Genomic DNA, 24,910 nt, shown 5'->3' on the forward strand with positions numbered 1-24,910 from the left:
GGCCTATCCGGCGAAGGCGGTACTCGGCAGGTCGCGCTCGCCGGAGATGATCGCGTCGACAATGCGTCGGGCGACATCCGCTGGCTGATAGCCGGTAGGTAGTGGCGGTGCCGAACCCTGGATTGGCCTGGTGGCCAATCCCGTTTCGGTATGACCGGGTCGTGCATCGAGAAAGCGGATGCCGTCCCGTCGCATCTCCCGGCCTGCCGCTTGCGCGAATGCCGCGAGGGCTGCCTTCGAGGCCGAGTACGCCGCCATGTTCGCGGTCGGGCGCTCGCTCACAATTCCGCTGAGCGTGACAAAGAACGGATCACGATGCCCGCCGGACGATTCGGTCAGAGCGGGAAGGGCTGCCCGGAGCAGGCGCATCGGTGCCGTCGCGTTCACCGCCATCAGGGTATCTATTGTTTCGTCAGCGACATCCGCCAGGGGGCCGAACGCGACGACTCCGGCGGCGTTGATGATTCCATCGAGACGGCCGTGTGCTGCGATGGCGGCGGAAACGAGCTGTGCGGACGTGCTCGAATCGCTCAGATCGCCAGTGACCGTCGCTCCAAAGCTGCCGAGTTCGGCGAGACGCTCAACGCTGCGTCCATGCAGAGTGAGCAGAGCCCCCCCTTCGCTCAGAAGCTGGGCAATTTCGCGGCCCAAGCCACCGGTAGCGCCGACGATAAGAACGGATGAACCGGAGAGAGAAGTCATGGCTCCAGAGTAAACGAGATGCTGAGTGCTTGCGCAAGATTAAGGTTTCCACCCCCAAGCTGGGATAGCCTCGACCAGCGTGAGCATTGCTCAACTGATTTGCGTTCTTCTTGTTCTGAGGGATCGGTTCGTGCTTGCGCCCGAGTTTCTCACCAGGCAATGTTCGGGCGCCCGGTGAGGAAGGCATTCCCGCGAGGGATTGCCTCGGTGGGACGAGGGGTAGGGCCCTCGTCCCACTGCCCCACCTTTCGTTGGCCGGGGTGGATCAGGCGTCGAGCGTTGGGACCTCGTCACGCTCGCCAAGACAGTCGACGCGCAGCTTGTCGCACAGCGCGGTGAGCTGCAGCAGCTCGGCCTGAGTCAGGGACTCGCCAATGCGCTCGGTGATCGCGCCCATGTGCAGAACGGCGACCCGTCGAAACAGGGCCAGGCCCGCCTCGGTGAGCTCGATGATCGCGCCGCGCCCGTCGCTCGGGTCGCTGTGCTTGTGCAGATACCCGCGCAAGACGAGCCGATCGACGAGGCGACTCACGCTCGGCTGAGTCAACAGCACATGCTGATTGAGATCACGCAAGCGGATGCATCGGTCAGGCTGCCGAGACAGGTTGAATATAACGTCATACTCATTGAGAGAAATCTCCTTCGAGGGGAAATTCGCTGCCAGATTGCGCATAATGGCAACCTGAGCCCGAAAGAGGGACTCCCATGCACCCACCGCGATCATTCGATCCACCACCTTGCGGCTCCTAACCTCGTTCTCCAAGGATAGAGACTCGGCGGGGCAGACCGGGCCAGGGCAGGCAGCATCCGCTTTTCGAGAAACAAACGGATGCCGTGCATGAAACTCGCAGGTGATTTTCTGGCCCAAAGGTGGCGCCCGTTACCTATTCGTTATATGTTTTAGGTGCGTCAACCGTTTGCTGTGGCGGACGACGTGAAATGTGATTGCAGGACACTCTTGGTGCAAGGGAAGAGGGTCAGTCGTAGCCTCTGCGACTGGCCCTCAGTTCTTTTGACTGGCACCATGCGCCCGGCGGCCTAGAACAGGTCGGGACTCGGCGTGGTCGACTGGCGGATGGCGACGTCCGCGTGGCGGTCGAAGCGGTAGCCGACACCGCGCACCGTGCGCACGATGTCTTCGTAGCGGCCGAGTTTGGAGCGCAGACGTCGAACGTGCACGTCGATGGTGCGCTCGTTCGGGGTGTCTTCCTCGTCGGCGGAATTCCACAGCGACGAAATGATTTCGGCCCGGTCAATGGTGCGGCCCTCACGCAGCACGAGGTACTGCAGCAGCTCGAACTCCTTGTAGGTCAGAGCTGCAGTCTCGTTGTCGAGAATGACGCGCTTGCGGGAGATGTCGACGATAACACCGCTGCTGGCCCGGTCAAGCTCTTCGGGCTCGGCGCGGTGTGCAGCGAGTGCGGCCGGATCCTGCAGGGCCAGGCGCACGACGTCAACGTCGCGGCCGCCGGTGCCCTGCGGCGCCAAAGCGACAGCGGCGTAGGTCTCTGCCGAGGGGGCGATGTCGACGGCAAGGGCCTTGAGCGCCTCGACGATGCGGTTCAAGCTCGTGCCGGCCGCGGCCGCCTTGGCCTCATCGATGCCGACGTAGAGCACGAAGCCGCGAGCCTCGGTGCCGCTGGGTACGGCGCGAATGCGGGGGGCGGCCACCGGCGGGGCCAGGGACAGGTCGGGGCGGTTGAACGTGGGGCGAGTTGCGTGAATGTGTGCGAGAGACATGGGTAAGGTCCTTGACTGTTCGATCGACGGGAGCCCGACGGATGCGCAAAAGTGCTTGATCCGGTCGGCGCTCGAGGTGTGGCCCGTGGGGCCGCGAGAGCGAATGCTTAGAAAGCATCCGGGGCGTCAGCCTGACCTGTTAAGCAGGGGACGCGAGGAGGAAAGTCTCGGTTAGCGGTGCATTCGGCAACAGCGGATGGCGGGGGTGCCGGCCATCATCATGGCGGCAGTCCCGGGGGCCTCGAGGGAGGTCAGGGGGCGTGCGCTGATTGTCATAACTGTGAGTAAAGCGGAATGTGACGCCGCGTGTCAATTTGACGACGCGGCAAGTCGCCGAATGACGTGCAACACGTTCGCAGTGTGCTGCTCGTTTAGGCGATTCCGTGCAAAATCACGTCTTCGTAAAATATTTCATGATGAAACGTGGATTGATCAAAGATTATTGATGTGATTTCGGCTTAGTGTGTCGTCGGTCGCAGGACCTGCATGAAATCAGACCAGGCCGTACAAGCGGTCGCCCGCGTCGCCGAGGCCTGGCACGATGTAACCCAACTCGTTTAGCTTCTCGTCAACAGCACCCAGCACAATGGTCACTTCGCGGCCGGCCAGGGCTTTCTCGACGGCCGCGAGGCCTTCGGGGGCAGCCAGGATGCAGATCGCCGTCACGTCGACCGCGCCGCGGTCGAATAAAAAGTTGATGGCGGCGATGAGGGAGCCGCCGGTGGCGAGCATCGGGTCGAGCACGAAACACTGTCGATCCGACAGGTCGTCGGGCAGACGCTCGGCGTATGTCGTCGGCTGCAGGGTCTCCTCGTTGCGGGCCATTCCGAGAAAACCGACCTCGGCGGTCGGCAGCAGCTTGACCATACCCTCTAGCATGCCCAGGCCGGCACGCAGAATCGGCACCACGAGCGGCTTCGGGTCGCTGATCCGCACTCCCTGCGCGGCCGACACGGGGGTCTGCACGGTGACGGCTTCAACCCGCACGCCGCGCGTACCTTCATAGGCGAGCAGCGTCATGAGCTCTTCGACCAGCGATCGAAACAGCGGTGACGGGGTGTTCTTATCGCGGAGCACGGTGAGCTTGTGCGTGATGAGCGGGTGGTCGGCAACGTGGACTCGCATAGGCTCGATTCTACTAGAGACGAACCGACGCGATGAGGTGAGACATGGGTGGACGAGACCAGCACGATGAGTGGATGCTGCTAGCCCTGACCGAGGCCCGCGCCGCCCTGATCGGGGGCGACGTGCCGGTCGGTGCCATCATCGTCGACAGTGCGGGCCAGGTGATCGGCCGTGGCCGCAACGAGCGCGAACTGCACCAGGACCCCACCCTGCACGCCGAGCTCGTCGCCATTCGCCAGGCCGCCGCGCACACCGGCGACTGGCACCTGACCGGCTGCACCCTGATCGTCACGCTTGAGCCCTGCGTCATGTGCGCCGGCGCCATCCTCGCCGCCAGGATGCCCACCGTCGTCTTCGGCGCCTGGGATGAAAAGGCGGGAGCGGTCGGGTCGGTCTACGACGTGCTGCGCGACCGCCGACTCAACCACCGGGTCGAGGTCTTCGCGGGCGTCAAAGCGGTCGAGTGCGGTATCATTTTGCGGGAATTCTTCGAAGATCCCGCGCGCAGAAGTCGGCGCTGAGCCCTATTCGAGTCCCTTGATCACGAAGCTGTCGGTCGTTGGGTTGGCCAGGTTCGGGTCGAAGTAGATATCCGGCTCGAGATAGATAGTGCGGGCCAACGGAACAGCGGCTCGAATGCGGGTCTCCACGGCATTGATATCCGCGGCGACGTCGGTAAGGCGGTGGTCGCCGTCAAAGGCGACCTTGGCACCGAGCAGAATCTCGTCCGGGCCGAGGTAGAGGGTCTTGAGGTGAATAATGCGCTTGATCTCCGGGCCGTCGAGAATGGCCGCCTTGATTGCATCGAGGTCTTTCGTGTTGGCCCCTTCACCGACCAGCAGGCTCCTGGTCTCAATGCCGAGAATGATCGCGACCGCCACGAGTAGCGCGCCAATGGCGAGCGTGCCGATCGCATCCCAGATCGGCTCGTCGGTGATGATGGTCAGGCCGACACCTACGAACGCGAATGCCAGGCCGGTGAGAGCTGCCACGTCTTCGAGCAGCACGACCGGCAGCTCGGGCGCCTTCGCGTGCCTCACGAACTGCGCCCAGCTCTGTTTCGCTCGCACAGGATTCGATTCCCGAATCGCGGTGCGCAGCGAAAAGCTCTCGAGGACCATGGCGATAGCGAGCACCAGAATCGGCAGCCAGGCATTTTCAAGCGGATGCGGGTTCTGCAGCTTGCTGAAACCCTCATAGAGCGAGAACACACCGCCGATCGAGAACAAAATAATCGACACCACGAAGGCGTAGACGTATCGTTCGCGCCCATAGCCGAACGGATGCTCCAGGTCGGCCCGCTTCTTCGCCTTGTGGCCACCGAGCAGCAGGAGCAGCTGGTTGCCGGCATCCGCTACCGAGTGCACCGCCTCCGCCAGCATTGAGGAGGAGCCGGAAAAGGCCCAGGCCACGAACTTGGTGATGGCAACGCCCAGATTAATCGCGAAGGCCGCCACAATTGCCTTGTTTCCGTCCGATGGGCTCATGGAATCATCTTAGAACTGCTCGGGGAGACCGTTGTGGGTGGCTGACTGGCGAAAAAGTAGACTGCTGGGATGACTTCTTCCCCGAATGTGACTCTGCCCACGATCGCCTTCCTCGGAGCCGGCTCCATGGCTCGCGCCATTCTGGCCGGTCTGCGGGGGCCGGGTGTCACCGTCGAGGGCGGCATTCGTGTCACCAACCGCACGGCGGTGAAGGCCGCCGAGCTCGCCGACACCGAGGGGGTCACCGCCTACGCGACCGAAATCGACGTCGACGCGAACCTCAAAGCCATCGACGGTGCCCAGATCGTCATCGTCGCCGTCAAGCCCTACATGGTCGCCGACCTGCTCGCTGAAATCAGCGGCGCCCTGGCGCCCGGCACGCTCGTGCTGAGCGTCGCGGCCGGCGTCACCATCGACACCTTCGAATCTCTTCTGCCGAGCACCGTGCACGTCATCCGCACCATGCCGAACACCCCCGCCGTCGTCGGCATGGCCGTCACCGGGATCAGCGCTGGCACCCGCTCGAGCGATGCCGACCTCGAACTCACCCGCGCCTTGTTCGCGACCGTCGGTGACGTTTTGGTCGTTCCCGAGAGCAAGCTAGACGCCCTCAGCACCATCAGCGGCTCCGGCCCCGCTTACGTGTTCTATCTGATCGAGCAGCTCACCGAAACGGCCATCACCAAGGGGTTCACGCCCGAAGAAGCGGCCGTCATGGTCAACGGAACCTTCCTCGGTGCAAGCGCCCTGCTCGCGGTCTCCGACAAGTCACCGAGCGAGCTGCGCCGCCAGGTCACGAGTCCGGCCGGCACCACCGAGCGCGCCGTCTGGGAGCTCGAAAAGGGTGGTCTCAAGGAACTCTTCGACACGGCAACAGACGCCGCCCTCGCGCGCGCGAAGGAACTCGCCGCCTCTTAGCGCCTACAGCCCCTCGGCGATGGCGGCCGTCGCCTGCAGCCACGCAGCGCGGGTACGGGGCGCCAGCGCGTCGACGTTGAGCGGTCCGCCGCCGACCAGCGAAGCGTCGTAGGGAACGTCGACGACGGTACGGGTGAGCTGGCGAAAGTGGTTGTGCAGGCGCGCGGACAACTGCTCATCCGCCGTCTTCGACGGTGAAGCGAGCACGGTCACCGCCTGGGCGACCTTATCGGCGTGTCCCTTCTGGCGCAGGCCGTCGAGCAGCGAGGCCGCGCCATAACCGGTGTCCTCGCGGATGGTCGAGACGATCACGAGCTGGTCGGCGGTCTCCACGGCCGCCTCCCAGTTGCTGGCCCGCATGTTGTTGCCGGTATCGATGACGAGTACTCGGTAGAAGCGGCTGAGCGTTGTATGCAGTTTGCGGAATGCGACATCGTCGATGCTCGCGGCGCCGGCCGGATCGAGGTCGGAGGCGAGTGCGTCGAACTGGGCGTCGCCCTGCGACCGCACATAGTTGTCGAGGTCGCCCACCCGGGAGCGAGCATCGCCGAAGCGGTCCAGGTCGCGGAGCAGATCGACGGCCGTATTGGTGTGCCGCGCGGCTTGGGCGCGTACGCCGAGGGTTCCCATGGTCTCGTTGTTGTCCCAGGCGAGGGTGTAGCCGCCGCGATAGATGCCGAACGTTGCCGCAATGAGCAGCGTGGCTGTGGTTTTGTGGGCCCCGCCCTTGGGGTTGAGGACCACGATCGTGCGAGGGCCGTTCAGGCTGCGCTGCACGGCCGTGATTGCGCCGCGCTGCATCTGCTCGGTCGGACTCGGCGCGAGCGAGACCAGCCCGCCGGTGAGACGGCGCACGGCGCCCTGCCAGCCGTGCTCTGCCGGACCGGTCGGCGCCGGTGGCCGCGAGCTCAGAAAGTCGGCGAGGTTGGGCGGCACGTTCGTCGATGGTACGGCGACCGCGGCAGCGGGCGAGGTGACGAATGGCGAGGTGATCGGACGTGACGTGATCGGACGTGACGGGACCGGCACTGATGCGACCGGCAGCGACGGTGTCCGCGACACTCCGCCGCGGGAGACCCGCGGCTCCGCGGCAACATCCAGCGGCGCGAGCAGCGACTCGAACAGGCTGACGTGTTCATCACCGGCTTCATCGTCGGGTTCATCGGCGGCTTCTGCGGCGGGCGGCTGCAGCAGCACAGCGAACGGGGTGGGCGCATCCGCTTCGACCGGCACGGCAGGCCGCGGCGAATCAGTCTCGGCCTGCCCCTGCGCCTGCACCGGAAGCGGCACCGTGTGAGCCGGCTTGGGGTGCCGCCCGACGACGACCGGACCAGCAGACTCGACGCGCCCGTTGGGGTGCACGGTCAAAGGCCAGTCACCCTGCTCATCGCTGACCTGCAGCAGCACGGACTGCCCACGGCTACGGGCGGTCTCGACGACGAGACCAATGATCTCCTCACGCACGCCGGCTTCATCGTTGCCGGTCACCATGCGCGTGGCACCGTTGATGGTGACCTCGCCCGTCGTATCGGTTTGCACTTCGGCGATGATGTCAGCCGTGGTGTCAGACACCGTAAATCCGGCCTCGGGCGCAACGGTATCGGGGAGCGCGGGAACGTTTCGTGACATGAGTAAGCCTTCCGTTCTCGGACATGACGTCGCAGGCAGCCTCGGGTGAGCTGCGACGAGTTATGTGCGTAGTAGGAGAATAGCTGGTCGCCGTCCCTGAATTGGAGGATTATTCACTGAATCCGCGTGGATTCCGCCAGAACGGACGCTGATCGGCTAGGATCCGAGCGCCGCGAACCGCTCGATGTCGGCCTCGGCGCCCGACACGATGATGAGGTCATGGTTGGACACCACCGTCTCAGCGGTGGCATAGGTGAACGGCTTTCCCGGACTCTTCACACCGACCACCGTGACGTTGTACTTGCGACGCACCCCGGAATCAACCAGGTTGAGGCCGCGGATCTGCTTCGGCGGGTACATCTTCACGAGGGCGAAATCATCATCGAACTCGATGAAGTCGAGCATGCGACCCGACACGAGGTGGGCGACGCGTTCCCCCGCCTCGGCTTCTGGGTAGATCACGTGGTTAGCGCCGATGCGTTCGAGGATCTTGCCGTGTGACTTAGAAATAGCCTTGGCCCAGATCTGCTGGATCTTCAGGTCAACCAGGTTCGCCACGATGAGCACGCTCGCTTCGACCGAGGAACCGGTTGCGCAGACGGCGATGGAAAAGTCCTGGGCACCGATTTGCTGCAGCGCCTCGAGGGAACGGGCATCGGCCTGCACAGCGTGGGTGACTCGCTCCGACCATTTCTGCACGAGGGCCTCGCTCGTGTCGACCACGAGGACTTCACGACCCAGCCGATCAAGCTGGCCGGCCGTGGCTGCGCCAAACCGCCCGAGCCCGACGATGAGTACGGGGGCGTCGTGTTTGATGCGATCAACCAACGATGGGCCTCTCTTCCGGGCGTTTGAACAGTTGCCTGCTCTGACTGGCGGCCAATGCTGCCGCGAGAGTCACTGTACCAACCCGGCCCATGAACATCGTTGCGGCCATCACGTACACGCCCTCAGGTGGCAGGTCGGCGGTGAGACCGGTGGAGAGACCACAGGTCGCAAAAGCGCTGATCACGTCGAACAGTACGAGGTCGAACGGTTGTTTGGAGATATGCAGAATGAGGATGCTCGCCACCGCAACGGTCGTCGCGCCCCACAGCACCACGCTCACCGACAGGCGCAGAATGTCGCTGGGAATGCGGCGGCCGAAGGCCTCCATCTCTTGTTTGCCCCGGGCCTCGGCAAAGGCAGCAAGAAAGAGGATGGCCAGGGTCGTCACCTTAATTCCTCCGGCGGTCGACGCCGACCCGCCGCCGATGAACATGAGCATGTCGCTGAGCAGCAGGCTCGACCCGTGCAGTTCGCTGATATCGATGGTTGCGAAGCCGCCCGAGCGCGTCATCACCGACATGAAAAGCGACTGAAAAATAGTGTCGCCGGCATTCAACGAGCCGAACGTCTTCGGATTGTCGAATTCCAGAATGATGTAGAACACCATGCCCAGGACCATGAGGGCGGTCGTGGTCACGAGGGTCAGTTTCACGTGCACCGACCAACGGCGTGGGGAACGCCACCCGCGGGCGAAGGCATAAATGACCGGAAAACCGAGGCTGCCCAGAAATACACCGATCATCAGCGCACCGAGAAACCAATAATCGTTGGCGAACGGCTCGAGCCCGCCGATGTTCGGGTTGAAACCGGTGTTGGTGAACGCCATCGCGGCGTAATAGAAGCTGTGCCAAACGGCCTCGCCGATCGCGACACCGTCGGCCAGCATGCGCGGAAAGAGCAGGGCGGCAACGCCGACTTCGATGACCAGGGCGCTGATCGCCACGGTCAGTAACAGGCTGCCGACCTCACCGAGGCGCACGGTCTGACCCTCGTTGACCGGGCCGGCGTGGATGCGTGACGGGTTGGAATCGCTCGCGGCCATGAGTTTGGCGCGAAGGCCGAGGCGCCGGGCGATGACGAGCCCCATTAGGGACGCGAGGGTCAGCACGCCGACGCCCCCAATGTTGACCCCGACGAAGACGAGAATATTGCCGAATGGTGACCAGTGTGTCGCCATGTCGACCGTAGTCAGTCCGGTCACGCAGATAACCGAGACGGCGGTGAACACCGCATCGTGCAGGGGTGTCACCGTGCGGTCAGCCGATGCGACCGGCAACGAGAACAACAGGGTGAACAGCATGATGAGTGCCGTGAAAATGAGAATGGCAAACCGCGATGGTGATTTGTGAGCGAGGGCGTCTACGCCGTCGCGCAGGTGCGCCAGAACGCTCAGTGGGCGACGAACGGGCGGCCCAGTCCCACTTCGAGACAACACCTGGGACCCCCGATTGACCTGCGACCTATACCAGTTTGACATGGTACTACCCGGCGGTGTTTTTCCCCAGCACGAATGACTACCCTGAGGGTATGGCAGACATCTTTACCGTGGTGGCGGACTCGGCGCGGCGCGACATTTTGCGCATCCTCTTGGAGCGGGCTGATCCCGCCCGCGAGCCCGTGGGCGCAGGGCGCAGCGAACTGAGCGTGTCCGACATCGTCGGTCATCTTGGGCTGAGCCAGCCGACAGTATCCAAACACCTCAAGGTGCTGCGCGAAGCCGGTTTGGTCACTGTGCGCGAAGATGGGCAACACCGCTTCTACCGACTGGAATATTCGCCGCTTGAAGAGATCGAGGATTGGCTGATTCCATTCCTCAGTGTCGACTTCGATCAGGCCGTCAAGACCGCCGATCTGGAGGGTGAGGGCTTGAAAGAAGAGCAGCGAGCATTCGCCTCGGCAATCGGCAAGGCTTTTGCCGATGCCACGCAGATGTCTCAGGTCGTCAAGGATGCGACAGCCAAGAAGTGGCGCAGAAACGGCTGAAATCGGGCGCCTTCGTGTCGCTGCGAACGGGGCGATCCGACCGGTGAGTAGTTGGGGCGCGATTTGTCCGATAGAATGGTGTTTTCGTGTCAGTCGCGGGCCCCGCGACTAAACCAAAACTTGTGAGGTCCGTGTGGGTTCTGTAATTAAGAAGCGACGCAAGCGTATGGCGAAGAAGAAGCACCGCAAGCTGCTTCGCAAAACTCGCCACCAGCGTCGTAATAAGAAGTAGAACGACTCCTCGTCGTTCTGTGAGCAAAGCGCTAGCCCTTCGGGACTGGCGCTTTTTGCTGTCCGGCGAGCGGTATCGGTGTCAGCGTCTGGTTCGTCGGCCTAGGCTGGAACAATGGCCATCGCACACCTGACTCTGATCGGCAAGCCCGGTTGTCACCTCTGCGACGATGCACGCGACGTGGTCGGCAGCGTTGTGGCCAAGCTCACCGATGACGCATCGGCCCCCACGATCACGCTCGAGGAACGTTCCATTCTCGATGACGCCGACTTGCACGAGCGTTACTTTGAGGACATCCCGGTGCTCCTCATCAACGGCAAGATGCACAACTACTGGCGCATTGATCCCGTGCGCCTGCGCACCGCCCTACTGGAGGTCTCATGACCATTCGTCACATTGTCTGCTGGAAGCTCAATGCCCTCACCCCGCGCAAGAAAGCCGACGCCGCCGCTGAGCTCGCCGCTGGCTTGCAGGCGCTCGTCGGGATTGTGCCTGAGATTCGCGCGTTGACGGTGGGGCCGGATGTCGCCGGTAACGAAAACTGGGACGTCGCGCTGATCGCCGACTTCGACGACCTCGAAGCCCTCGACCGCTACCAGAAGCACCCAGAGCACAAAAAGGTCGGCGCGTTCATTCGCACCGTCGTCGCCGACCGCCTGGCCGTAGACCTCGAGGTCTAGCTGGCGTAGCCGATGCCGGCAGATTTGCGGCACACCGGGTGAGGCCGATGCTCTCGCCGGCGTGTTTCAAATTCTTCCCGTTTTACGCACGGGCAAGTTTGGTGTGGAGTCGGGGCTACGGCTCCAGGCGGGTCGGGCCACGGAACAGGTAGGTGACCTCGCGAATGCTCGCCTGGTGCAGCATGAGCATCAGTACGCGCGCGAGGCCCATGCCGAACCCTCCGTGAGAAGGCACGCCATACCGGAAGAAGTCCAGGTACCCCTCGATCTCCTTCGGGTCGAGGCCCTTCTCCACCGCCTGCGCTTCGAGCACGTCGATGCGGTGCTCGCGCTGGGCTCCCGTCGAGATCTCGGTGCCGTTGAAGATGAGGTCGTAGCTTTTGGTGATCGACGTGTCGTCCTCGTGACGCATGTGATAGAACGGGCGAATACTCGAGGCGTAGTCGGTGAGGAACACGAATTCGTGCCCGTACTTCTCGGCCACATAGGCGGCTATCTGGCGCTCGCCCTCCGGGTCCATGTCGTCGTCGTCGCGGGGAACCTCGTAGCCGCGGCTCTTCACGATCTCTTTGGCCTCGGCCAGCGGGATACGCGGGAACGGCGTGCTCGGAACGGTTACCTCAACGTCGAACAGGGCGAGCACCTCGTCGCCGTGCTTGGCCTTGACCGCGGTGAAGCCGGCGACCAGGAGGTCCTCGTGCAGCTGCATGACGTCGTCGTGGCTGTTGATCCAGCTGATCTCCGAGTCAACGCTGGTGAACTCGGTGGCGTGCCGGCTCGTGAAGGAGGGGTCGGCGCGGAATGCCGGGCCCACCTCGAAGATCTTGCCAAAGCCGGCGGACTGCGCCATCTGCTTAAAGAACTGAGGGCTTTGCGCGAGGTAGGCCTTGGTGTCGAAGTAGCCCACCTCAAACAGTTCGGCGCGGCTCTCGCTCGCGCTGGCCATGAGCTTCGGGGTGTGCAACTCGATGAAGTCGTGCTCGATCCAATAGGTGCGCAGCGCGTGCTCGAACGTGGTCTGGATGCGAAAGATGAGGTTCTGCTTCGGGTTGCGCAGGTCGAGGAAGCGCCAGTCCATGCGTTTGTCGAGGCTTGAATCGGCCGCGATCGGTGTTTCGGGGATGGCAGCGGATACCACGGTGAGGGTTGTGAGTTTGATCTCGATGCCGCCGAGCTTGACTCGCTCGTCGTGCTTGAGCGCCCCGGTGACCGTGACGAAGGTACCCTGGGCGAGACCCGAGATGCTGGTAGCCGGTTCGTCGGCGACAACGACGCCATCGGCATCCGTTGTGCGGGGATTAACCAGCTGCACGGCGCCGGATTCGTCGCGCAGCACGACGAATTGCACCTTTTTCTGGTCTCGAACGGTGTCGACCCAGCCGGACACCGATACGGGGCCGTCGTCGAGAGCGGACAGGTTCTTGATTAATACGCGCGAAGTCACTGTTCGAGCTTAGCCGGAGCCGCTCGAGGGTCCCCGCCGAGGGGCGCCCGGTAGAGTATGTTTCGGGAGGGACGACGCCATGACGCAGAATAGACTTGAGGTTGATACCGGGGCCGTTCGCAGCCTCGCAGAGAATTTCGACGTCGTTCGTCGCGGCCTCAGCGATGCGAGCGCCGTCGGTGTGGAATTGGGGACCATGGTCGGTCACGCGCACCTGGCGAGCGTTATCGACGACTTCTCGTCGAAATGGGACGATCGCCGCACCGAACTGACCGAGCAGCTCACGCAAATGCACACCATGGGTCAAGCAGTGGCGGACGGATTCGAATCGGTGGATTCTGGACTAGCTCGTGCTCTGACCGAGACCCCAAGTTCGTGAGCGGCTACGACCCGCTTCCGGGCGATCCGACCGGCGTGCGTACAGCGGCAACCAAGTACACGCTGACAGCGGATGCCGTGCGCGATTCCGCCGCCGAACTGCGCCGGCTCATTGCGGCTGATGACCTGGGTCGGAGCGAGGCCGTGTCGGCACTTGTGGAGTTGTCCGGCGATGTCGCTGGCCGGCTGGAAAAGCTGCACGGCCGCTATGAGACAGCGGGTTCGTCGCTCACCGTCTACGCCGATTCATTGGAAACGGCCCAAACCATGGCGCGGCAGGCAATCGATGCGCGTGACTACGCGGCGACCGAAGCATCTACCGCTCAGTCGTGGGCCGACCACTATTCCGACGCGGCGCGCGCAGCGATCGACCCGGCAGACCAGGTGGACGCCCAGCGACTAGCCTTCGCGCACGAGTCGGTCGTTGAGGAACTGACGGTACAACTTGCCGCGACCCTGCAGAATTATCATGATGCGATTTCACTGCGCGATTCTGCCGCGGCCGTCGCTGCCGAGCAAATCGCTGCTGCGATCGAGCAGGATGGCCTTAACGACTCCCTCTGGGATGATTTCAGCGGCTGGGTCGCCGAAAATGCTGCCGTCCTAACCACCATCAAGAACATTTTGGGTTATCTGGCGGCGGGACTGGCGCTTCTGAGCCTGTTCTTTCCGCTCCTCATCCCATTTGCCCTGGCCATCGCCGGGGCAACGGCACTGCTGAGCCTGGTTCTCGCCAGCACCGGACAAATCTCATGGATTGAGTTTGGCCTGGACGCGCTCACGTTTGCTAGTTTGGGCGTCGCCGCCATCGCCGGCGTGGCGCTCAAGGGCACGATGGCAGCCTTGAAGACCACACGGGTAGCCCAAATCACCAGGTTGGGGACCAGCAAGAATCCCCTGCGCTCGGTATCGTCCAGCTTCAACGGCGTGCTCCCGAGTAAGGTCGGGTTCTCGAACAAGGTGGGCTGGTACCGAGAGGTGCTTTCGACCAAGGGAGTCGCCAACGCTCAGGCGTCGCGGGTGTTGAGCAATGCGCGAGCCGGCGCTGGTGGCCCTGGCGATGATCTGCTCGTTGGCTTGGCCAAGGTTAATATCGGGTTTCAGCGCGTGGAACTGGCAATCCCCACCGTGCTCAAGGGAACGAATTTAGCCCTCGACCAGCTCGGACTCCCAGCGCAGGTGCTCAACCCCATCATGCCCGACGCCGTTGATAACGTACTCAACGCGGGTGCCTCCGTGGACGATTGGTACGAGCACGTGAATGAGCAGGCAACATGGAGAGTGGGAACATCGTGGTGAAGCCGGGATGGCCGAACAAGGCCCACCGAATCTCAGACCTCGTTTTCTTCGGCTCCGTCGTCTTTTTCGTGATTGTCTGCATGGGACCGGCACTCGTCATCGCGGTGCTCGGGCTAACCACCGGCTCGACGCCGACCGAGGAACAGGGTGGGTTCTTCGGCTGGAGTGCCAAGTATCCAGCGTTCAACCCGCAATCCTGGACGCTCTTCGTCCCAGCAATCGGTCTGCTGTTCCTCTCCATCTTCACCATCCCATTGCCGCTTCGACGGTTCCCCAAACCCGGGCGCGCCACGTTCGCCTGGTTCGCTTTCGTGGCCTTCCTGTTCTCCATTCCGTTGGGCACCGCCTATTTCGGGGCACCCGGCATTCACAACGAAGGGACGCTGGCACTCTTTGTCTACCTGGCGGCGTGGGTACTCCTCGTCGTACGCGACATCCTCGGCTGGGTGCACCTCGTTCCACGGGCGTGGCGAGAGAGCCCAACGGCGCGCAGCCGTCGTGCACGGAAGCCGGCGTCAGCGGATGCCTGACTTGGGTTCCCGGCCAACCGCGCCATCAGCCCCACGCGTCCGAAGCGCCTACCGGCTCGTGCTTCCGCCCGGTTGGGTGCTGATTCCAGTTGGTGAGTCTGCCGAGCAGGCCATCACGAATCTCATCGACCGACAGTTCGCCGGACTGCCGAATGACAGTTACGGCCCGCAGAAGAAGCGTCTCGGCGACGGCCTCCGCACCATCGCCGCCGAAGCTCGCCAGGCCGGTGGGATTGACCTCATTTTTCCGCTGGCTATGCCCTGGCTGGTACCCGTCTCAGCGGGCATTGTGGTGAGCGAGGTGCGAACGGACGCGCCGTCCGGCACGGCGGTCGCTCTGCTCGTGGAACGCATGCAGGTGCGGCAACCCAACGCGACGAGCGCCGTGACCCGGGCCGGGCGCTGCGTGCGCGAACTCGTTGATCTGCCGCGTGCTGATCAACTGACCGTGGCCGCCGTGCGCACCGTGCACTACACCTGGCCCGTCCCTGGCGCACCGGGCACCTTTCTGGTCGCCGCGCTCACGATCTCTGGACAGCCGATCACGGAGTTCGAGCCAATCGTCGAGGCCCTCACCGAGCTCTTCGACGTCATGATGGAATCGGTGGTCTGGTCATGACCGCAACCATTCGGGTGGACTTCGATCGCGACCTGTGGCTTTATGTACCCGAGGAATGGCCGTGGAACCAGTTCGCGGATCTCGACGACTGGGCCGGCACGATCACGGTTCTGTTGACGGATGCCTATACCCTCGATGCGGCTACCGCGCGCTGGATTGATGAATCGTTGCACTCGATCGCGAACGACCGACCGAAGACCGAGTCCCGCTTTGTCTACTTGGCCAACCCAGCGGAGTCTGTCTTCTTTGTGAGCGTGCTCTACCCGGCGAGGTCACCGGAACTGACCCTCGACGACCTCGCGGCGGTGCATGACCCCGCCGCCACGAGCGCGGTCGCGGTGACCACGTTTTCGTCGGAGCTGCTCGGTGACGGGGTGCGCAGCATCCGCTATGCAGACGCGGGAGAGCCCGATCATGACATTGCAGCGATTGCGCAGTATGCGTGGAAGGGTGACGACTTAGACGTGGTGGTCATCGCCGCCAATTTCAACATTGCGCTGCTGACCGAGTTGCTGCCGATCGTGGATGACCTCGCCCGGAGCATCAGCATCGTTGACGCCTGAGCGCTCTCACGGCGGTTTCAAGGCTGGGGCCTCCGTAGACTAGTCGGGTGGTAGCCAGTCAAGTGCATCTCGTGCGTCACGGTGAGGTCTTTAACCCTGAACGCGTGCTCTACGGACGGCTGCCGAATTATCGACTGTCCGAGCAGGGCGTGCTCATGGCTGCCACCGCCGCGGCCGAACTGGTCGAACGTGGCCGCCCGGTCGTGCGCGTGATCGCCTCGCCGCTGCAGCGTGCGCAGGAATCGGCCGCTCCGATCGCCGCAGCCTTCGCGTTGCCGATCGACACCGAGGAACGCATCATCGAACCGACCAACAGGTTCGAAGGCAAGCGGGTGCGTGGCCAGGGCGGCGCTCTGCGCGACCCCCGCAACTGGCCGGCTCTGGTCAACCCGATCCGGCCGAGCTGGGGTGAGCCTTTTCGGGCTGTCGCGAAGCGGATGCTCGCGGCGATCGATGACGCCTGGAACTCCGTGGACGAGGGCGATGTCGTGCTGGTCAGCCACCAGTTGCCGATCTGGATGGTGCACCGTGCGCTCGCCCACGAAAGCCTCGCCCACGATCCGCGCAAGCGCTGCTGCGATCTGTCGAGTATCACGACCCTGTCTTGGCGCGGCGACCGGTTCGCCGAGACCGGCTACGCCAGCCCGGCCTTGGCGCTGCTGAACCCGAGCAACGATGTGGGCGCAGTATGAGCCGCCGTTTGATTCGGCTGCTTGCCGGACTTGCAGCCGCCTCGTTCCTTCTCGCTGGTTGCTCCTCTGACCCTCTAGCCGAGCAGTACCGCGAGGGCTCGAGCAAGGGCTTCATCGCCGGCGACGGCAGCGTCACCGAGATCGCCCTCGCCGACCGTGGCGAGGCCATCGCGTTCTCCGGCGTGACCGAGACCGGTGAAACGGTCACCAGCGACGCCTTGCTCGGCGAGGTTCTGGTCGTCAATTTCTGGTACGCGAGCTGCGCGCCGTGCCGCGCCGAGGCATCCGATCTGCAGAACCTCAACGCGCAATTCGAGAACAAGGGCGCGAGTTTTCTCGGCGTTAACGTGCGTGACCAGGCGCCGAACGCGATCGCGTTCAACGAGACCTACAGCGTGACTTACCCCTCGGTGCTCGACGTCGACACCGGCGCCATGCAGCTCGCCTTCAGCGGCAGCATTCCGCCGAACGCGGTGCCCACGACGCTCGTACTCGACGCCGAAGGCCGGGTCGCCGCGCGCATTCTCGGTCAGGTCACCTCGCCATCCATTCTGGAAACCCTGATTCGGGACACGATCGCGGAGACTGGCCCGACCGAGTGAATAATCCCTTCGGAGAGATCGTCTTCAGCGGGCAGCTGCTCTTCGCTATTCCCATCGCGCTCCTCGCAGGTCTCGTGTCGTTCGCCTCCCCGTGCATTTTGCCGCTCGTGCCGGGCTACCTCGCCTACATCGGCGGCTTCACCGACGGGAGGACCGGCACGTCCAAGCGGGATCGGCGCGGACGCAACCGACTGCTGACCGGGGTCGGCCTGTTCGTGCTCGGCTTCACAGTGGTGTTCGTGCTCACCGGCGTCGTCTTCGGTGCGGCCGGATTCTGGCTTAACTCCTACCGCGACGTGATCACCCGGATCGCTGGCGTCGTGGTTATTCTGCTCGGCCTGGTCTTCGTTGGCCAGTTCGGGGTGATGCAGCGCACCATCAAGACCAACTGGCGCCCCAAAATGGGTCTGGCCGGAGCGCCCCTGCTCGGCGCGGTGTTCGCGGTCGGCTGGACGCCGTGCACCGGCCCGACGCTCACCGCCATCAACTCGCTCAGTCTCGGCACTGGTTCGCCCTGGCAGGGCGGCCTGCTGGCGCTGTTTTACTCCCTCGGCCTCGGTATTCCATTTTTGCTGATCGCCCTCGGCCTCAACTGGGCCACCGGATCGGTCGCATTCCTGAAACGGCATATACGTGCCATCAACCTGTTCGGCGGCGTTTTGCTCGTCGTCATCGGAGTCCTTATGGTGACCGGTATCTGGAACACCTGGCTCCTCGACCTGCAAGGGGTGATTGGCAGCTTTGTCCCGGCCATCTGACCACTACGACTCCCGACCGCAAACACCAGGGGTCCTGCAGCCCAAGCTCGGCTTGACCGGCTGGCTACGCTGGTTCTGGCGCCAGCTCACGAGCATGCGCACCGCCCTGTTTCTGCTGCTGATGCTCGCCATCGCCGCTATTCCCGGATCGCTTGTGCCGCAGCGCAGCTCGGATCCGAACGGTGTCACGCAGTATTTCGCCGACAACCCCGACCTGGCGCCGGCCCTCGACCAGCTGCAAGCCTTCGACGTGTACACCTCGGCCTGGTTCTCGGCGATCTACCTGCTGCTGTTTATCTCGCTCATCGGCTGCGTCATTCCGCGCACCAAACACCACTTTCTGGCCTTGCGCGCGAAGCCGCCGACCACTCCGGCCCGGCTCTCCCGCCTGGCGGGTTTCACCGAGCGTGACGCGCCGGCTGAAGCGGATGCCGCCGCCGCCATCACCCACGCCCGCACCCTCCTGAAATCCAGCGGCTACCGCGTCGCCCGGTTCGAGGCCGAGGGAGAGTCATCGGTCTCGGCCGAACGCGGCTACCTGCGCGAGACCGGGAACCTGATCTTTCACGGCGCCCTGGTTGGCGTTCTAATCACCGTCGGATTCGGCGGCGGCTACGGCTTCAGCGGCCAGCGCGTGCTGGTCGAAGGCCAGACCTTCGTGAACACGCTGCTGGCGTACGACTCCTTCAACCCCGGGCGTTTTTTCGACGACGGCACCCTCGACCCGTACACCCTGAGCCTCGACGACTTCGCGGTGGCCTACGAGCAGCTCAACCTGCAAGCCTACGGCCAGCCGATCGACTTCACCGCCGACGTGACCGTTACTCCCAAGGGCGCAGAAGCCGAGCCCAGCGCGGTCAAGGTCAATGGGCCGCTGCGCACGAATGGCACGAGCATCTACCTGCTCGGCAACGGCTACGCACCGACCATTCAGGTCACGGCACCCGACGGTACCGTCGTGTTCTCCGACTCGGTACCGTTTCTGCCGCAAGACGCCAACCTCACCTCGCTCGGCATTGTCAAGGTCCCAGACGGTCTGGCCGAACAGCTCGGTATGATCGGCTTCTTCTATCCCACCCAGGACAAGGCCCAGTCCGGGGCGAACTTCTCAAGTTACCCCGACCTTGAATATCCGCTGCTCACCCTGAACGTGTACACCGGCGACCTCGGTCTCGATGACGGCGTGCCGACATCCGTTTATGCACTCGTCACCGACGATCTGACCCGGCAGACCGGCGGCACCACCGGTGTCGACTCGATCGAACTCAAGCCGGGCGAGTCCACCGAGCTGCCGAATGACCTCGGCACCGTCAGCTTCATCGACAATGACCCAGCCGCTTCGGCTGCCGGCGATTTCAAGCAGTCCGTTCCGCGCTTTGCCAGCTTCGACATCCATCACGATCCGACCCAGATCTGGCTGATCTCCTTCTCTGCACTCGTGCTGTTCGGCCTGTTCACCGGACTGCTTGTGCCGCGTCGCCGAGTCTGGGTGAAGGCGACCACGCGTGCCGATGGAACGGTGCACCTCGAATACGCCGGTCTCGCCCGCGGCGACGACCCTGCCCTCAAAATCGCCGTCACAGCCCTGGCCGACCGACACCTGAAACTGCTCAAATTCCACCAACCCATCGCCGCCACCCCCGAATCGACTTAGGCTTAGATCGTGAATCTGACTGACTCCGCACTGCTCAACTCGTACTCGCTCTACGCGCTGTACTCGGCGATGGCCGTCTATGCCCTCGCTTTCATCGCCTTCGCGATCGACCTTGCCCGCCGCTCGAGCGCGGTCGGCGTGATCGAGGCGGCCCACCTGGTTGAACAGGATGCCGCTGCTTCGGCCGGCGCCGCACCACCCGCTGGCGGCACCCTGACCCTGAAACGGCCAGTGTTGTCCCGCATCAGCGCGCGAATGGACAACGACGCGGCCCTGCCCTATGGCCGCTCGTCGAGCCTGCGGGTCGGCGTCTCGCTCACAGTGCTCGCCTGGGCACTGCACCTCGCGGCGACTGTCATGCGCGGTTTCGCCGCGGACCGGGTGCCGTGGGCGAACATGTACGAGTTTGCAATGACCGGAACCTTGCTCATCATGACCGTGTTCCTGCTGGTGCTGGTGCGCTCGGACCTGCGTTTTCTCGGAACCTTCGTCACCGGCCTCGTGCTCGTGCTGCTCGGAATTGCCGCCCTGCAGTTCTACGTCGAGGTGGCCCCGCTGCCGCCTGCGCTGCAGTCGGCCTGGCTGGTGATCCACGTTTTCGTGGCGTCCCTCGGCACCGGAATGTTCGCCCTCGGCTTTGCGCTGTCGACCGTGCAGCTGTTGCAGTCGCGAAGAGAGAACCACGTGCTCGAGGGGGTTGTCTCGCCGCGCGGGGCGATTGCATCCGCTCTGCGCCTGCGTTTTCTGGCCACGCTGCCGTCGTCGGCGACCCTGGAGAATCTGTCCTACCGCATCAATATCGTCGGCTTCATTTTGTGGACCTTCACCCTGATGGCGGGCTCGATCTGGGCCGAACAGGCTTGGGGCCGGTATTGGGGCTGGGACACCAAGGAGGTCTGGACCTTCATCATCTGGGTCATCTACGCCGGCTACATCCACGCACGCGCAACCCGCGGCTGGCGCGGATCACGCTCGGCGTGGCTGTCTATCATTGGTTTCAGCGCCGTCATGTTCAACTTCGGCATCGTCAATGTGTTCTTCAAGGGCCTGCACGCCTACTCGGGCCTCTAGCCCAAACCCGAGGTCCCGCAAAAGCGGAAAAACGTTGCTTCGACCGGGCTGAAGCAACAATTTTCCCACTTTCGTGAGCTGGGATGCGCGCTACTCGGCGGCGGCGAGGAGCGCGTGGGTGCGCGCGAGGCGCGCCAGCCACCAGTCTCGGCGCTCCGGACTGGCCGCGTGCTGTTTCAACAGAGCAGGGTCGGGGGCGACCCGGCGCACCGGAATCGCGCCGTCGACCGGGAGCAGCGGGTCGGTCGTGACGTCCTCGGCCATCAGCGAGGCTGTGCCCAGCCCGCAGTCGAAGTACAAGCCGGGAACGGATGCGGCCAGGTGGGCGCCCATGGACAGCCCGACCGAGGTGTCGAGGGCGCTGGAGACGACGACCGGAAGCCCGGTCTGGCCGATGATCGACAGGGCGGCGCGAATGCCGCCGAGCGGCTGCGCCTTGATCACCAGGATGTCGGCGGCGCCGGCCCTCGCCACGGCGAGCGGGTCGCTGCTCTTGCGTACGCTCTCGTCGGCGGCGATCGGTACGCTCAGGTAGGTCGTGCGTTGGCGAATCTCTGCCAGTTCCGGCACGGTCATGCAGGGCTGCTCGACGTATTCGAGATCAAAGGCGCTCAGGGCGTGAATGGCATGCTCGGCCTCATCCACGTTCCACAGTCCGTTCGCATCGATCCGGATGCGTCCCTCCGAGCCGAGCACGCGGCGCACCTCGGCGACCCGGGCCACGTCATCGGCCAGGGTCTGGTCAGGGCTGGCCACTTTCACTTTGACGGTGCGGCAGCCGGGAAAACGGGCCAGCACCTCGGCGACCTTGTCTACAGCGACGGCCGGCACGGTGGCGTTGACCGGAATACTCCTGCGCAGCGGGTGCGGCGTGTCTTGCCAGCCGAAATCAATCGCGGCCCGCAGCCAGTTGGTGGCCTCAGCGCCGTCGTATTCGACGAATGGCGAGAACTCCGTCCATCCCTGCGGCCCCTCGAACAGCAGCGCTTCCCGGTTGTCCAAGCCTCGAAAGCGGTCGAACAGTTTCAGGGAGACGACGTGCGCGGAACCGAGTATCTCATCCAGTGAGGGCATCATGGTTCTAGTTTGGCAGCCTCCGGCTGGGTAGACGGCCAGACCAGCTTGTGGCTGGTGACCGGCCTGCTGCTCAGGGTTCAAAGCGAATCCTGATAGCGGTCATCGCCCTCATCATCGTGGTCGATGCCGTTCGACTTGACGTTGACCAGGGCGACCGCGATGCCGGGGGCGATGAGCAGGTAGGCGTCTTCAAGCCGGCCCTCCCCGCTGTTCACCCGCCACCAGTACGGCAGCCCAGCAGCGATGGCGCCGTCGATCTCCACCTGGATCGACTCGACCGAACGGCCGCCAAGGGAATAAGGCTTGCCGCCATAGACGATATCGATGCGGTTCATGGTTCGTCCTTCGAACTCGATGGCGCGGCTGGGGAACGGGGTTCGGGAACGATTTGCAGGCCGCCAGAGGAGTTGGCCGTGGCCATGAGCGCCTCGATCCACTCGCGGTTCAGGGTAGGGGAGCGGCTGCCGAAGTACTTGTACGCGATCGGGATGCCGGGGTGTAGCCAGATGGTGGTGCGCCCGTCGCCCACCTGCGGGTCATCGCGCCAGGTGAAATAGAACGACTCGCCGCGCCGAAGCTTGGCACCGACGACCACCTGAATATGGGCCAGCACGCGATCGTCGAAGTCTGCGGTGAGGGTTGAGGCGTAGGTCAGCTTTCCCATGTCTCGCTCCAGCTCGTGTGCATTCGGTTGATCGGTGAACCCGCTAGTCGCTCAGGTAGTGCTCCAGTCGAGGTACGTGCAGCAGTGCCAGCGCGCGTTTCTCGATCTGCCGCACGCGTTCCCGGGTGACGCCCTCGATGTGGGCGATCTGGTCGAGGGTGCGGGGTTCGTTGCCGTCGAGGCCGAACCGGGCCCGCAGAATAGAGTGTTCCCGAGGCGGCAGTGTTTCCAGAAAGAAGCGAATGTCCGCGGCACGCAGGGTCAAGGTGGCGTGCTCGTCGGGCTGGGGCAGGTCGTCATCGATAATGAGTTCAGCCATGTCGCCGGCGCCATCGCCGACCGGGGTGTGCAGGGAAATCGGTTCGTTGTCATACTGCAGCAGCCGCAGCACATCGCGCACAGGAATCTGGGCGGCCTCACCGATCTCGCGTGCTGTCGGGTCGCGGTCGAGCACGCTCGTGAGATCGCGACGGATCCGCTTGATCTTGTTGAGCTTCTCCGCAGTGTGCACTGGGATGCGGATCATGCGTGACTTGTCGGCCATGCCGCGGTGGATGGCCTGGCGGATCCACCAGGTGGCGTAGGTGGAGAATTTGTAGCCGGTCATGAAGTCGTACTTTTCGACCGCCCGCACCAGGCCCATGTTGCCGTCCTGCACGAGGTCCATGATGGGCACCCCGCGACCGGAATAGTGTTTGGCGATGCTGACGACCAGCCGCAGGTTCGCTTCGATGAACTGGTTCTTGGCGCGGCGCCCGTCGTGCACGAGCCAGGCCAGCTCCCGCTGCTCCACCGAATCGCGCGGGATGGCATCGCCGTCCCGCAGCAGTCGGGCCTCAGCGAACAGACCCACCTCGATGCGGCGCGCCAGATCAACCTCTTGCTCGGCGTTGAGCAGGGTCCCCTTGCCGATGCGGCGCAGGTAATCGCCGAAGGCATCCGTCGATGCGGCGCTATAGCTGGCCGATGACGCGGCGCGGCGTGGAGCGGCAGTCGCTGCCGGGCGCGACAGCGAAGCCGAGGTAGTTTGAAGGCGCGGCGGTTGAAGGCTCGTGACGTGCACGGTCTTGGCCGAGGCGGTACTCGTTTGAACTGTCGTTATCATGAGCGCTTGCCCCCGCACTGGCTACTGCTGTCTGTGATATTCATGGCCACCTCCCCGTGCATTCCAAGTCATTAGTACACCCCCGAAAGGGGGTAGCGATCAAGGGCTTGACTTATTGTTCGGTAAAGGTTACCTGAGGTTAATTCGTTTTTACAACCGTGAGTATTACGAGTCGGCAACGCCGCAAACCGCGCGTCTGTCCCCGTAGGCTGAGAGTATGAGCGAACAGGTATCCGAAATCTTCGACGCGAGCCAATGGAAGGCCGTTTCGGGCTTTGAGGATCTCACCGATCTCACCTACCATCACGATCTGAGTGGGCGCATCGCCCGCATCGCCTTCGACCGGCCCGAGGTGCGCAACGCCTTTCGCCCGCGCACGGTCGACGAGTTGTTCAGCGCTCTTGAAGACGCTCGGCTGAACTCGAAGATCGGCGTCGTTCTGCTCACCGGCAATGGCCCAAGCGCCAAAGACGGCGGCTGGGCCTTCTGTTCCGGTGGCGATCAGCGCATCCGCGGCCGGGACGGCTACAAGTACTCCGAGGGCGCGACGGCAGCGGGCATCGACCGCGGGCGCGCCGGACGCCTGCATATTCTTGAAGTGCAGCGCCTCATCCGTTTCATGCCCAAGGTCGTCATCGCGGTTATACCCGGCTGGGCGGCCGGCGGCGGGCACTCCCTGCACGTGGTCTGTGACCTGAGCATTGCCAGCGCCGAAAACGGCAAATTCAAGCAAACGGATGCCGACGTCGGTTCCTTCGACGCCGGTTACGGCAGCGCCTATTTCGCCCGCCAGGTCGGCCAGAAGGCCGCCCGCGAGGTGTTCTTTCTGGCCCGCGAATACTCGGCCCAGCGGGCGCTCGAGATGGGCGCGATCAACGCCGTCGTGCCGCACGCCGAACTCGAAACCGTGGCACTGGACTGGGCCAGGGAGATTCTGACCAAGTCGCCCACCGCGATTCGCATGCTCAAGTTCGCCTTCAATGCCGTCGACGACGGCCTGGTCGGCCAGCAGGTGTTCGCCGGCGAGGCGACCCGACTCGCTTACGGCACCGATGAGGCCGTCGAGGGCCGGGACTCCTTCCTGGAGAAGCGGGAACCGGACTGGTCGCCGTACCCATGGCAGTACTGAC

At 63.8% G+C, this 24,910-nt stretch carries 30 protein-coding genes; 17 read left to right on the top strand and 13 right to left on the bottom strand.

The annotated features are described in order from the left end of the window. Nucleotides 1–3: 3 nt before the first annotated feature. The 4 genes from CXY71_RS06375 to upp all read right to left on the bottom strand — a co-directional run bounded on the left by CXY71_RS06375 (nucleotide 4) and on the right by upp (nucleotide 3,567). On the bottom strand, nucleotides 4–702 hold the full coding sequence (locus tag CXY71_RS06375) for an SDR family oxidoreductase (RefSeq protein WP_104134825.1): 699 nt from the start codon (nucleotides 700–702) through the stop codon (nucleotides 4–6). A gap of 265 nt (nucleotides 703–967) precedes the next feature. Then, the gene (locus CXY71_RS06380) at nucleotides 968–1,426 is read right to left on the bottom strand and encodes a MarR family transcriptional regulator (RefSeq protein ID WP_104134826.1); all 459 of its coding nucleotides are present in this window, start codon (nucleotides 1,424–1,426) and stop codon (nucleotides 968–970) included. A gap of 314 nt (nucleotides 1,427–1,740) precedes the next feature. Beyond that, on the bottom strand, nucleotides 1,741–2,442 hold the full coding sequence (locus CXY71_RS06385) for a winged helix-turn-helix domain-containing protein (protein ID WP_104134827.1): 702 nt from the start codon (nucleotides 2,440–2,442) through the stop codon (nucleotides 1,741–1,743). A 492-nt stretch (nucleotides 2,443–2,934) separates the two neighbouring features. Continuing rightward, nucleotides 2,935–3,567, bottom strand: coding sequence for a uracil phosphoribosyltransferase (gene upp / locus CXY71_RS06390; RefSeq protein ID WP_104134828.1), 633 nt, complete (start codon nucleotides 3,565–3,567; stop codon nucleotides 2,935–2,937). Nucleotides 3,568–3,611: 44 nt separating this feature from the next. Here upp and tadA point away from each other — a divergent pair, with 44 nt between their 5' ends. Next, a complete protein-coding gene (gene tadA, locus CXY71_RS06395) occupies nucleotides 3,612–4,088 on the top strand; it encodes a tRNA adenosine(34) deaminase TadA (protein WP_233204513.1) in 477 nt (158 codons plus the stop codon). 3 nt (nucleotides 4,089–4,091) lie between these two features. Here tadA and CXY71_RS06400 read toward each other — a convergent pair whose 3' ends face one another. Further along, entirely contained in the window at nucleotides 4,092–5,054 is a 963-nt protein-coding gene (locus tag CXY71_RS06400) for a cation diffusion facilitator family transporter (RefSeq protein WP_104134829.1), read from the bottom strand. Nucleotides 5,055–5,123: 69 nt separating this feature from the next. On the opposite strand from CXY71_RS06400, the gene proC reads away from it, so the two are divergent. Beyond that, entirely contained in the window at nucleotides 5,124–5,972 is an 849-nt protein-coding gene (proC, locus tag CXY71_RS06405) for a pyrroline-5-carboxylate reductase (RefSeq protein ID WP_104134830.1), read from the top strand. A gap of 3 nt (nucleotides 5,973–5,975) precedes the next feature. Here the strand turns inward: proC and CXY71_RS06410 are convergent, their stop codons facing one another. From CXY71_RS06410 to CXY71_RS06420, 3 genes are all read right to left on the bottom strand, one after another. Next, complete coding sequence (locus tag CXY71_RS06410; protein WP_233204520.1) at nucleotides 5,976–7,601, bottom strand: chromosome partitioning protein; 1,626 nt, start codon at nucleotides 7,599–7,601, stop codon at nucleotides 5,976–5,978. A 156-nt stretch (nucleotides 7,602–7,757) separates the two neighbouring features. After that, nucleotides 7,758–8,429: a TrkA family potassium uptake protein gene (locus CXY71_RS06415; protein WP_104134831.1), complete on the bottom strand. Its 672-nt coding sequence runs from the start codon at nucleotides 8,427–8,429 to the stop codon at nucleotides 7,758–7,760. Next, nucleotides 8,422–9,813, bottom strand: a complete 1,392-nt coding sequence (locus CXY71_RS06420) for a TrkH family potassium uptake protein (RefSeq protein WP_233204522.1) — start codon at nucleotides 9,811–9,813, stop codon at nucleotides 8,422–8,424. Before CXY71_RS06420 ends, CXY71_RS06415 begins: the two co-directional genes overlap by 8 nt. 143 nt (nucleotides 9,814–9,956) lie before the next feature. Between CXY71_RS06420 and CXY71_RS06425 the strand changes: the two genes are divergently transcribed. From CXY71_RS06425 to CXY71_RS06440, 4 genes are all read left to right on the top strand, one after another. Beyond that, nucleotides 9,957–10,412 carry a helix-turn-helix transcriptional regulator gene (locus tag CXY71_RS06425; protein WP_104134833.1) on the top strand — a complete coding sequence of 152 codons (456 nt, stop codon included), beginning with the start codon at nucleotides 9,957–9,959 and terminating at the stop codon, nucleotides 10,410–10,412. Between the two features lie 133 nt (nucleotides 10,413–10,545). Then, a complete protein-coding gene (locus CXY71_RS06430; protein WP_003792170.1) occupies nucleotides 10,546–10,644 on the top strand; it encodes an AURKAIP1/COX24 domain-containing protein in 99 nt (32 codons plus the stop codon). 114 nt (nucleotides 10,645–10,758) lie between these two features. Further along, nucleotides 10,759–11,028, top strand: coding sequence for a glutaredoxin family protein (locus CXY71_RS06435; protein WP_104134834.1), 270 nt, complete (start codon nucleotides 10,759–10,761; stop codon nucleotides 11,026–11,028). Then, nucleotides 11,025–11,324: a Dabb family protein gene (locus tag CXY71_RS06440; protein ID WP_104134835.1), complete on the top strand. Its 300-nt coding sequence runs from the start codon at nucleotides 11,025–11,027 to the stop codon at nucleotides 11,322–11,324. The genes CXY71_RS06435 and CXY71_RS06440 overlap by 4 nt, the downstream gene beginning before the upstream one ends. 115 nt (nucleotides 11,325–11,439) lie before the next feature. On the opposite strand, the gene aspS is transcribed toward CXY71_RS06440, so the two are convergent. Next, nucleotides 11,440–12,768, bottom strand: coding sequence for an aspartate--tRNA(Asn) ligase (aspS, locus tag CXY71_RS06445; RefSeq protein WP_104134836.1), 1,329 nt, complete (start codon nucleotides 12,766–12,768; stop codon nucleotides 11,440–11,442). Nucleotides 12,769–12,847: 79 nt separating this feature from the next. Here aspS and CXY71_RS06450 point away from each other — a divergent pair, with 79 nt between their 5' ends. The 10 genes from CXY71_RS06450 to ccsB all read left to right on the top strand — a co-directional run bounded on the left by CXY71_RS06450 (nucleotide 12,848) and on the right by ccsB (nucleotide 20,934). Further along, a complete protein-coding gene (locus tag CXY71_RS06450) occupies nucleotides 12,848–13,147 on the top strand; it encodes a hypothetical protein (RefSeq protein ID WP_104134837.1) in 300 nt (99 codons plus the stop codon). After that, nucleotides 13,144–14,445 (top strand): hypothetical protein, encoded by a 1,302-nt coding sequence (locus CXY71_RS06455; protein ID WP_104134838.1) that lies wholly within the window; start codon nucleotides 13,144–13,146, stop codon nucleotides 14,443–14,445. The genes CXY71_RS06450 and CXY71_RS06455 overlap by 4 nt, the downstream gene beginning before the upstream one ends. Continuing rightward, nucleotides 14,439–14,975, top strand: a complete 537-nt coding sequence (locus tag CXY71_RS06460; RefSeq protein ID WP_146072759.1) for a hypothetical protein — start codon at nucleotides 14,439–14,441, stop codon at nucleotides 14,973–14,975. Before CXY71_RS06455 ends, CXY71_RS06460 begins: the two co-directional genes overlap by 7 nt. 76 nt (nucleotides 14,976–15,051) lie before the next feature. Then, the gene (locus CXY71_RS06465) at nucleotides 15,052–15,594 is read left to right on the top strand and encodes a hypothetical protein (protein ID WP_146072760.1); all 543 of its coding nucleotides are present in this window, start codon (nucleotides 15,052–15,054) and stop codon (nucleotides 15,592–15,594) included. After that, nucleotides 15,591–16,157 (top strand): hypothetical protein, encoded by a 567-nt coding sequence (locus tag CXY71_RS06470; RefSeq protein WP_104134841.1) that lies wholly within the window; start codon nucleotides 15,591–15,593, stop codon nucleotides 16,155–16,157. Before CXY71_RS06465 ends, CXY71_RS06470 begins: the two co-directional genes overlap by 4 nt. A 47-nt stretch (nucleotides 16,158–16,204) precedes the next feature. Then, on the top strand, nucleotides 16,205–16,849 hold the full coding sequence (locus CXY71_RS06475; RefSeq protein WP_104134842.1) for a histidine phosphatase family protein: 645 nt from the start codon (nucleotides 16,205–16,207) through the stop codon (nucleotides 16,847–16,849). Then, the gene (locus tag CXY71_RS06480; protein WP_104134843.1) at nucleotides 16,846–17,451 is read left to right on the top strand and encodes a TlpA disulfide reductase family protein; all 606 of its coding nucleotides are present in this window, start codon (nucleotides 16,846–16,848) and stop codon (nucleotides 17,449–17,451) included. Before CXY71_RS06475 ends, CXY71_RS06480 begins: the two co-directional genes overlap by 4 nt. Further along, nucleotides 17,448–18,209: a cytochrome c biogenesis CcdA family protein gene (locus tag CXY71_RS06485; RefSeq protein ID WP_104134844.1), complete on the top strand. Its 762-nt coding sequence runs from the start codon at nucleotides 17,448–17,450 to the stop codon at nucleotides 18,207–18,209. Before CXY71_RS06480 ends, CXY71_RS06485 begins: the two co-directional genes overlap by 4 nt. Next, nucleotides 18,193–19,863 carry a cytochrome c biogenesis protein ResB gene (locus CXY71_RS06490; protein WP_104134861.1) on the top strand — a complete coding sequence of 557 codons (1,671 nt, stop codon included), beginning with the start codon at nucleotides 18,193–18,195 and terminating at the stop codon, nucleotides 19,861–19,863. The genes CXY71_RS06485 and CXY71_RS06490 overlap by 17 nt, the downstream gene beginning before the upstream one ends. A 69-nt stretch (nucleotides 19,864–19,932) precedes the next feature. Continuing rightward, the gene (ccsB, locus tag CXY71_RS06495; protein ID WP_104134862.1) at nucleotides 19,933–20,934 is read left to right on the top strand and encodes a c-type cytochrome biogenesis protein CcsB; all 1,002 of its coding nucleotides are present in this window, start codon (nucleotides 19,933–19,935) and stop codon (nucleotides 20,932–20,934) included. 90 nt (nucleotides 20,935–21,024) lie between these two features. Here ccsB and CXY71_RS06500 read toward each other — a convergent pair whose 3' ends face one another. The 4 genes from CXY71_RS06500 to CXY71_RS06515 all read right to left on the bottom strand — a co-directional run bounded on the left by CXY71_RS06500 (nucleotide 21,025) and on the right by CXY71_RS06515 (nucleotide 23,780). Further along, a complete protein-coding gene (locus tag CXY71_RS06500) occupies nucleotides 21,025–22,011 on the bottom strand; it encodes an o-succinylbenzoate synthase (RefSeq protein WP_104134845.1) in 987 nt (328 codons plus the stop codon). 77 nt (nucleotides 22,012–22,088) lie between these two features. Further along, the gene (locus CXY71_RS06505; RefSeq protein WP_104134846.1) at nucleotides 22,089–22,346 is read right to left on the bottom strand and encodes a hypothetical protein; all 258 of its coding nucleotides are present in this window, start codon (nucleotides 22,344–22,346) and stop codon (nucleotides 22,089–22,091) included. Beyond that, entirely contained in the window at nucleotides 22,343–22,675 is a 333-nt protein-coding gene (locus CXY71_RS06510; protein WP_104134847.1) for an ATP-dependent DNA ligase, read from the bottom strand. Before CXY71_RS06510 ends, CXY71_RS06505 begins: the two co-directional genes overlap by 4 nt. 43 nt (nucleotides 22,676–22,718) lie before the next feature. Then, on the bottom strand, nucleotides 22,719–23,780 hold the full coding sequence (locus tag CXY71_RS06515) for an RNA polymerase sigma factor RpoD/SigA (protein WP_104134848.1): 1,062 nt from the start codon (nucleotides 23,778–23,780) through the stop codon (nucleotides 22,719–22,721). Nucleotides 23,781–23,997: 217 nt separating this feature from the next. Between CXY71_RS06515 and CXY71_RS06520 the strand changes: the two genes are divergently transcribed. After that, complete coding sequence (locus CXY71_RS06520) at nucleotides 23,998–24,909, top strand: 1,4-dihydroxy-2-naphthoyl-CoA synthase (RefSeq protein ID WP_104134849.1); 912 nt, start codon at nucleotides 23,998–24,000, stop codon at nucleotides 24,907–24,909. Nucleotide 24,910: the final 1 nt, after the last annotated feature.

This window comes from Cryobacterium sp. Y62, assembly GCF_002929785.1.
Lineage (GTDB): Bacteria > Actinomycetota > Actinomycetes > Actinomycetales > Microbacteriaceae > Cryobacterium.

Bases quoted from the DNA above. Each gene is read 5' to 3' on its own strand.
- CXY71_RS06435 (WP_104134834.1), top strand. From the start codon at position 10,759: ATGGCCATCGCACACCTGACTCTGATCGGCAAGCCCGGTTGTCACCTC.
- CXY71_RS06470 (WP_104134841.1), top strand. From the start codon at position 15,591: ATGACCGCAACCATTCGGGTGGACTTCGATCGCGACCTGTGGCTTTAT.
- CXY71_RS06440 (WP_104134835.1), top strand. From the start codon at position 11,025: ATGACCATTCGTCACATTGTCTGCTGGAAGCTCAATGCCCTCACCCCG.
- CXY71_RS06510 (WP_104134847.1), bottom strand. From the start codon at position 22,675: ATGGGAAAGCTGACCTACGCCTCAACCCTCACCGCAGACTTCGACGAT.
- CXY71_RS06505 (WP_104134846.1), bottom strand. From the start codon at position 22,346: ATGAACCGCATCGATATCGTCTATGGCGGCAAGCCTTATTCCCTTGGC.
- upp (WP_104134828.1), bottom strand. From the start codon at position 3,567: ATGCGAGTCCACGTTGCCGACCACCCGCTCATCACGCACAAGCTCACC.
- proC (WP_104134830.1), top strand. From the start codon at position 5,124: ATGACTTCTTCCCCGAATGTGACTCTGCCCACGATCGCCTTCCTCGGA.
- CXY71_RS06400 (WP_104134829.1), bottom strand. From the start codon at position 5,054: ATGAGCCCATCGGACGGAAACAAGGCAATTGTGGCGGCCTTCGCGATT.
- CXY71_RS06385 (WP_104134827.1), bottom strand. From the start codon at position 2,442: ATGTCTCTCGCACACATTCACGCAACTCGCCCCACGTTCAACCGCCCC.
- CXY71_RS06450 (WP_104134837.1), top strand. From the start codon at position 12,848: ATGACGCAGAATAGACTTGAGGTTGATACCGGGGCCGTTCGCAGCCTC.
- ccsB (WP_104134862.1), top strand. From the start codon at position 19,933: ATGGCCGTCTATGCCCTCGCTTTCATCGCCTTCGCGATCGACCTTGCC.
- CXY71_RS06515 (WP_104134848.1), bottom strand. From the start codon at position 23,780: ATGATAACGACAGTTCAAACGAGTACCGCCTCGGCCAAGACCGTGCAC.
- tadA (WP_233204513.1), top strand. From the start codon at position 3,612: ATGGGTGGACGAGACCAGCACGATGAGTGGATGCTGCTAGCCCTGACC.
- CXY71_RS06375 (WP_104134825.1), bottom strand. From the start codon at position 702: ATGACTTCTCTCTCCGGTTCATCCGTTCTTATCGTCGGCGCTACCGGT.
- CXY71_RS06480 (WP_104134843.1), top strand. From the start codon at position 16,846: ATGAGCCGCCGTTTGATTCGGCTGCTTGCCGGACTTGCAGCCGCCTCG.
- CXY71_RS06520 (WP_104134849.1), top strand. From the start codon at position 23,998: ATGAGCGAACAGGTATCCGAAATCTTCGACGCGAGCCAATGGAAGGCC.
- CXY71_RS06380 (WP_104134826.1), bottom strand. From the start codon at position 1,426: ATGATCGCGGTGGGTGCATGGGAGTCCCTCTTTCGGGCTCAGGTTGCC.
- CXY71_RS06410 (WP_233204520.1), bottom strand. From the start codon at position 7,601: ATGTCACGAAACGTTCCCGCGCTCCCCGATACCGTTGCGCCCGAGGCC.
- CXY71_RS06500 (WP_104134845.1), bottom strand. From the start codon at position 22,011: ATGATGCCCTCACTGGATGAGATACTCGGTTCCGCGCACGTCGTCTCC.
- CXY71_RS06425 (WP_104134833.1), top strand. From the start codon at position 9,957: ATGGCAGACATCTTTACCGTGGTGGCGGACTCGGCGCGGCGCGACATT.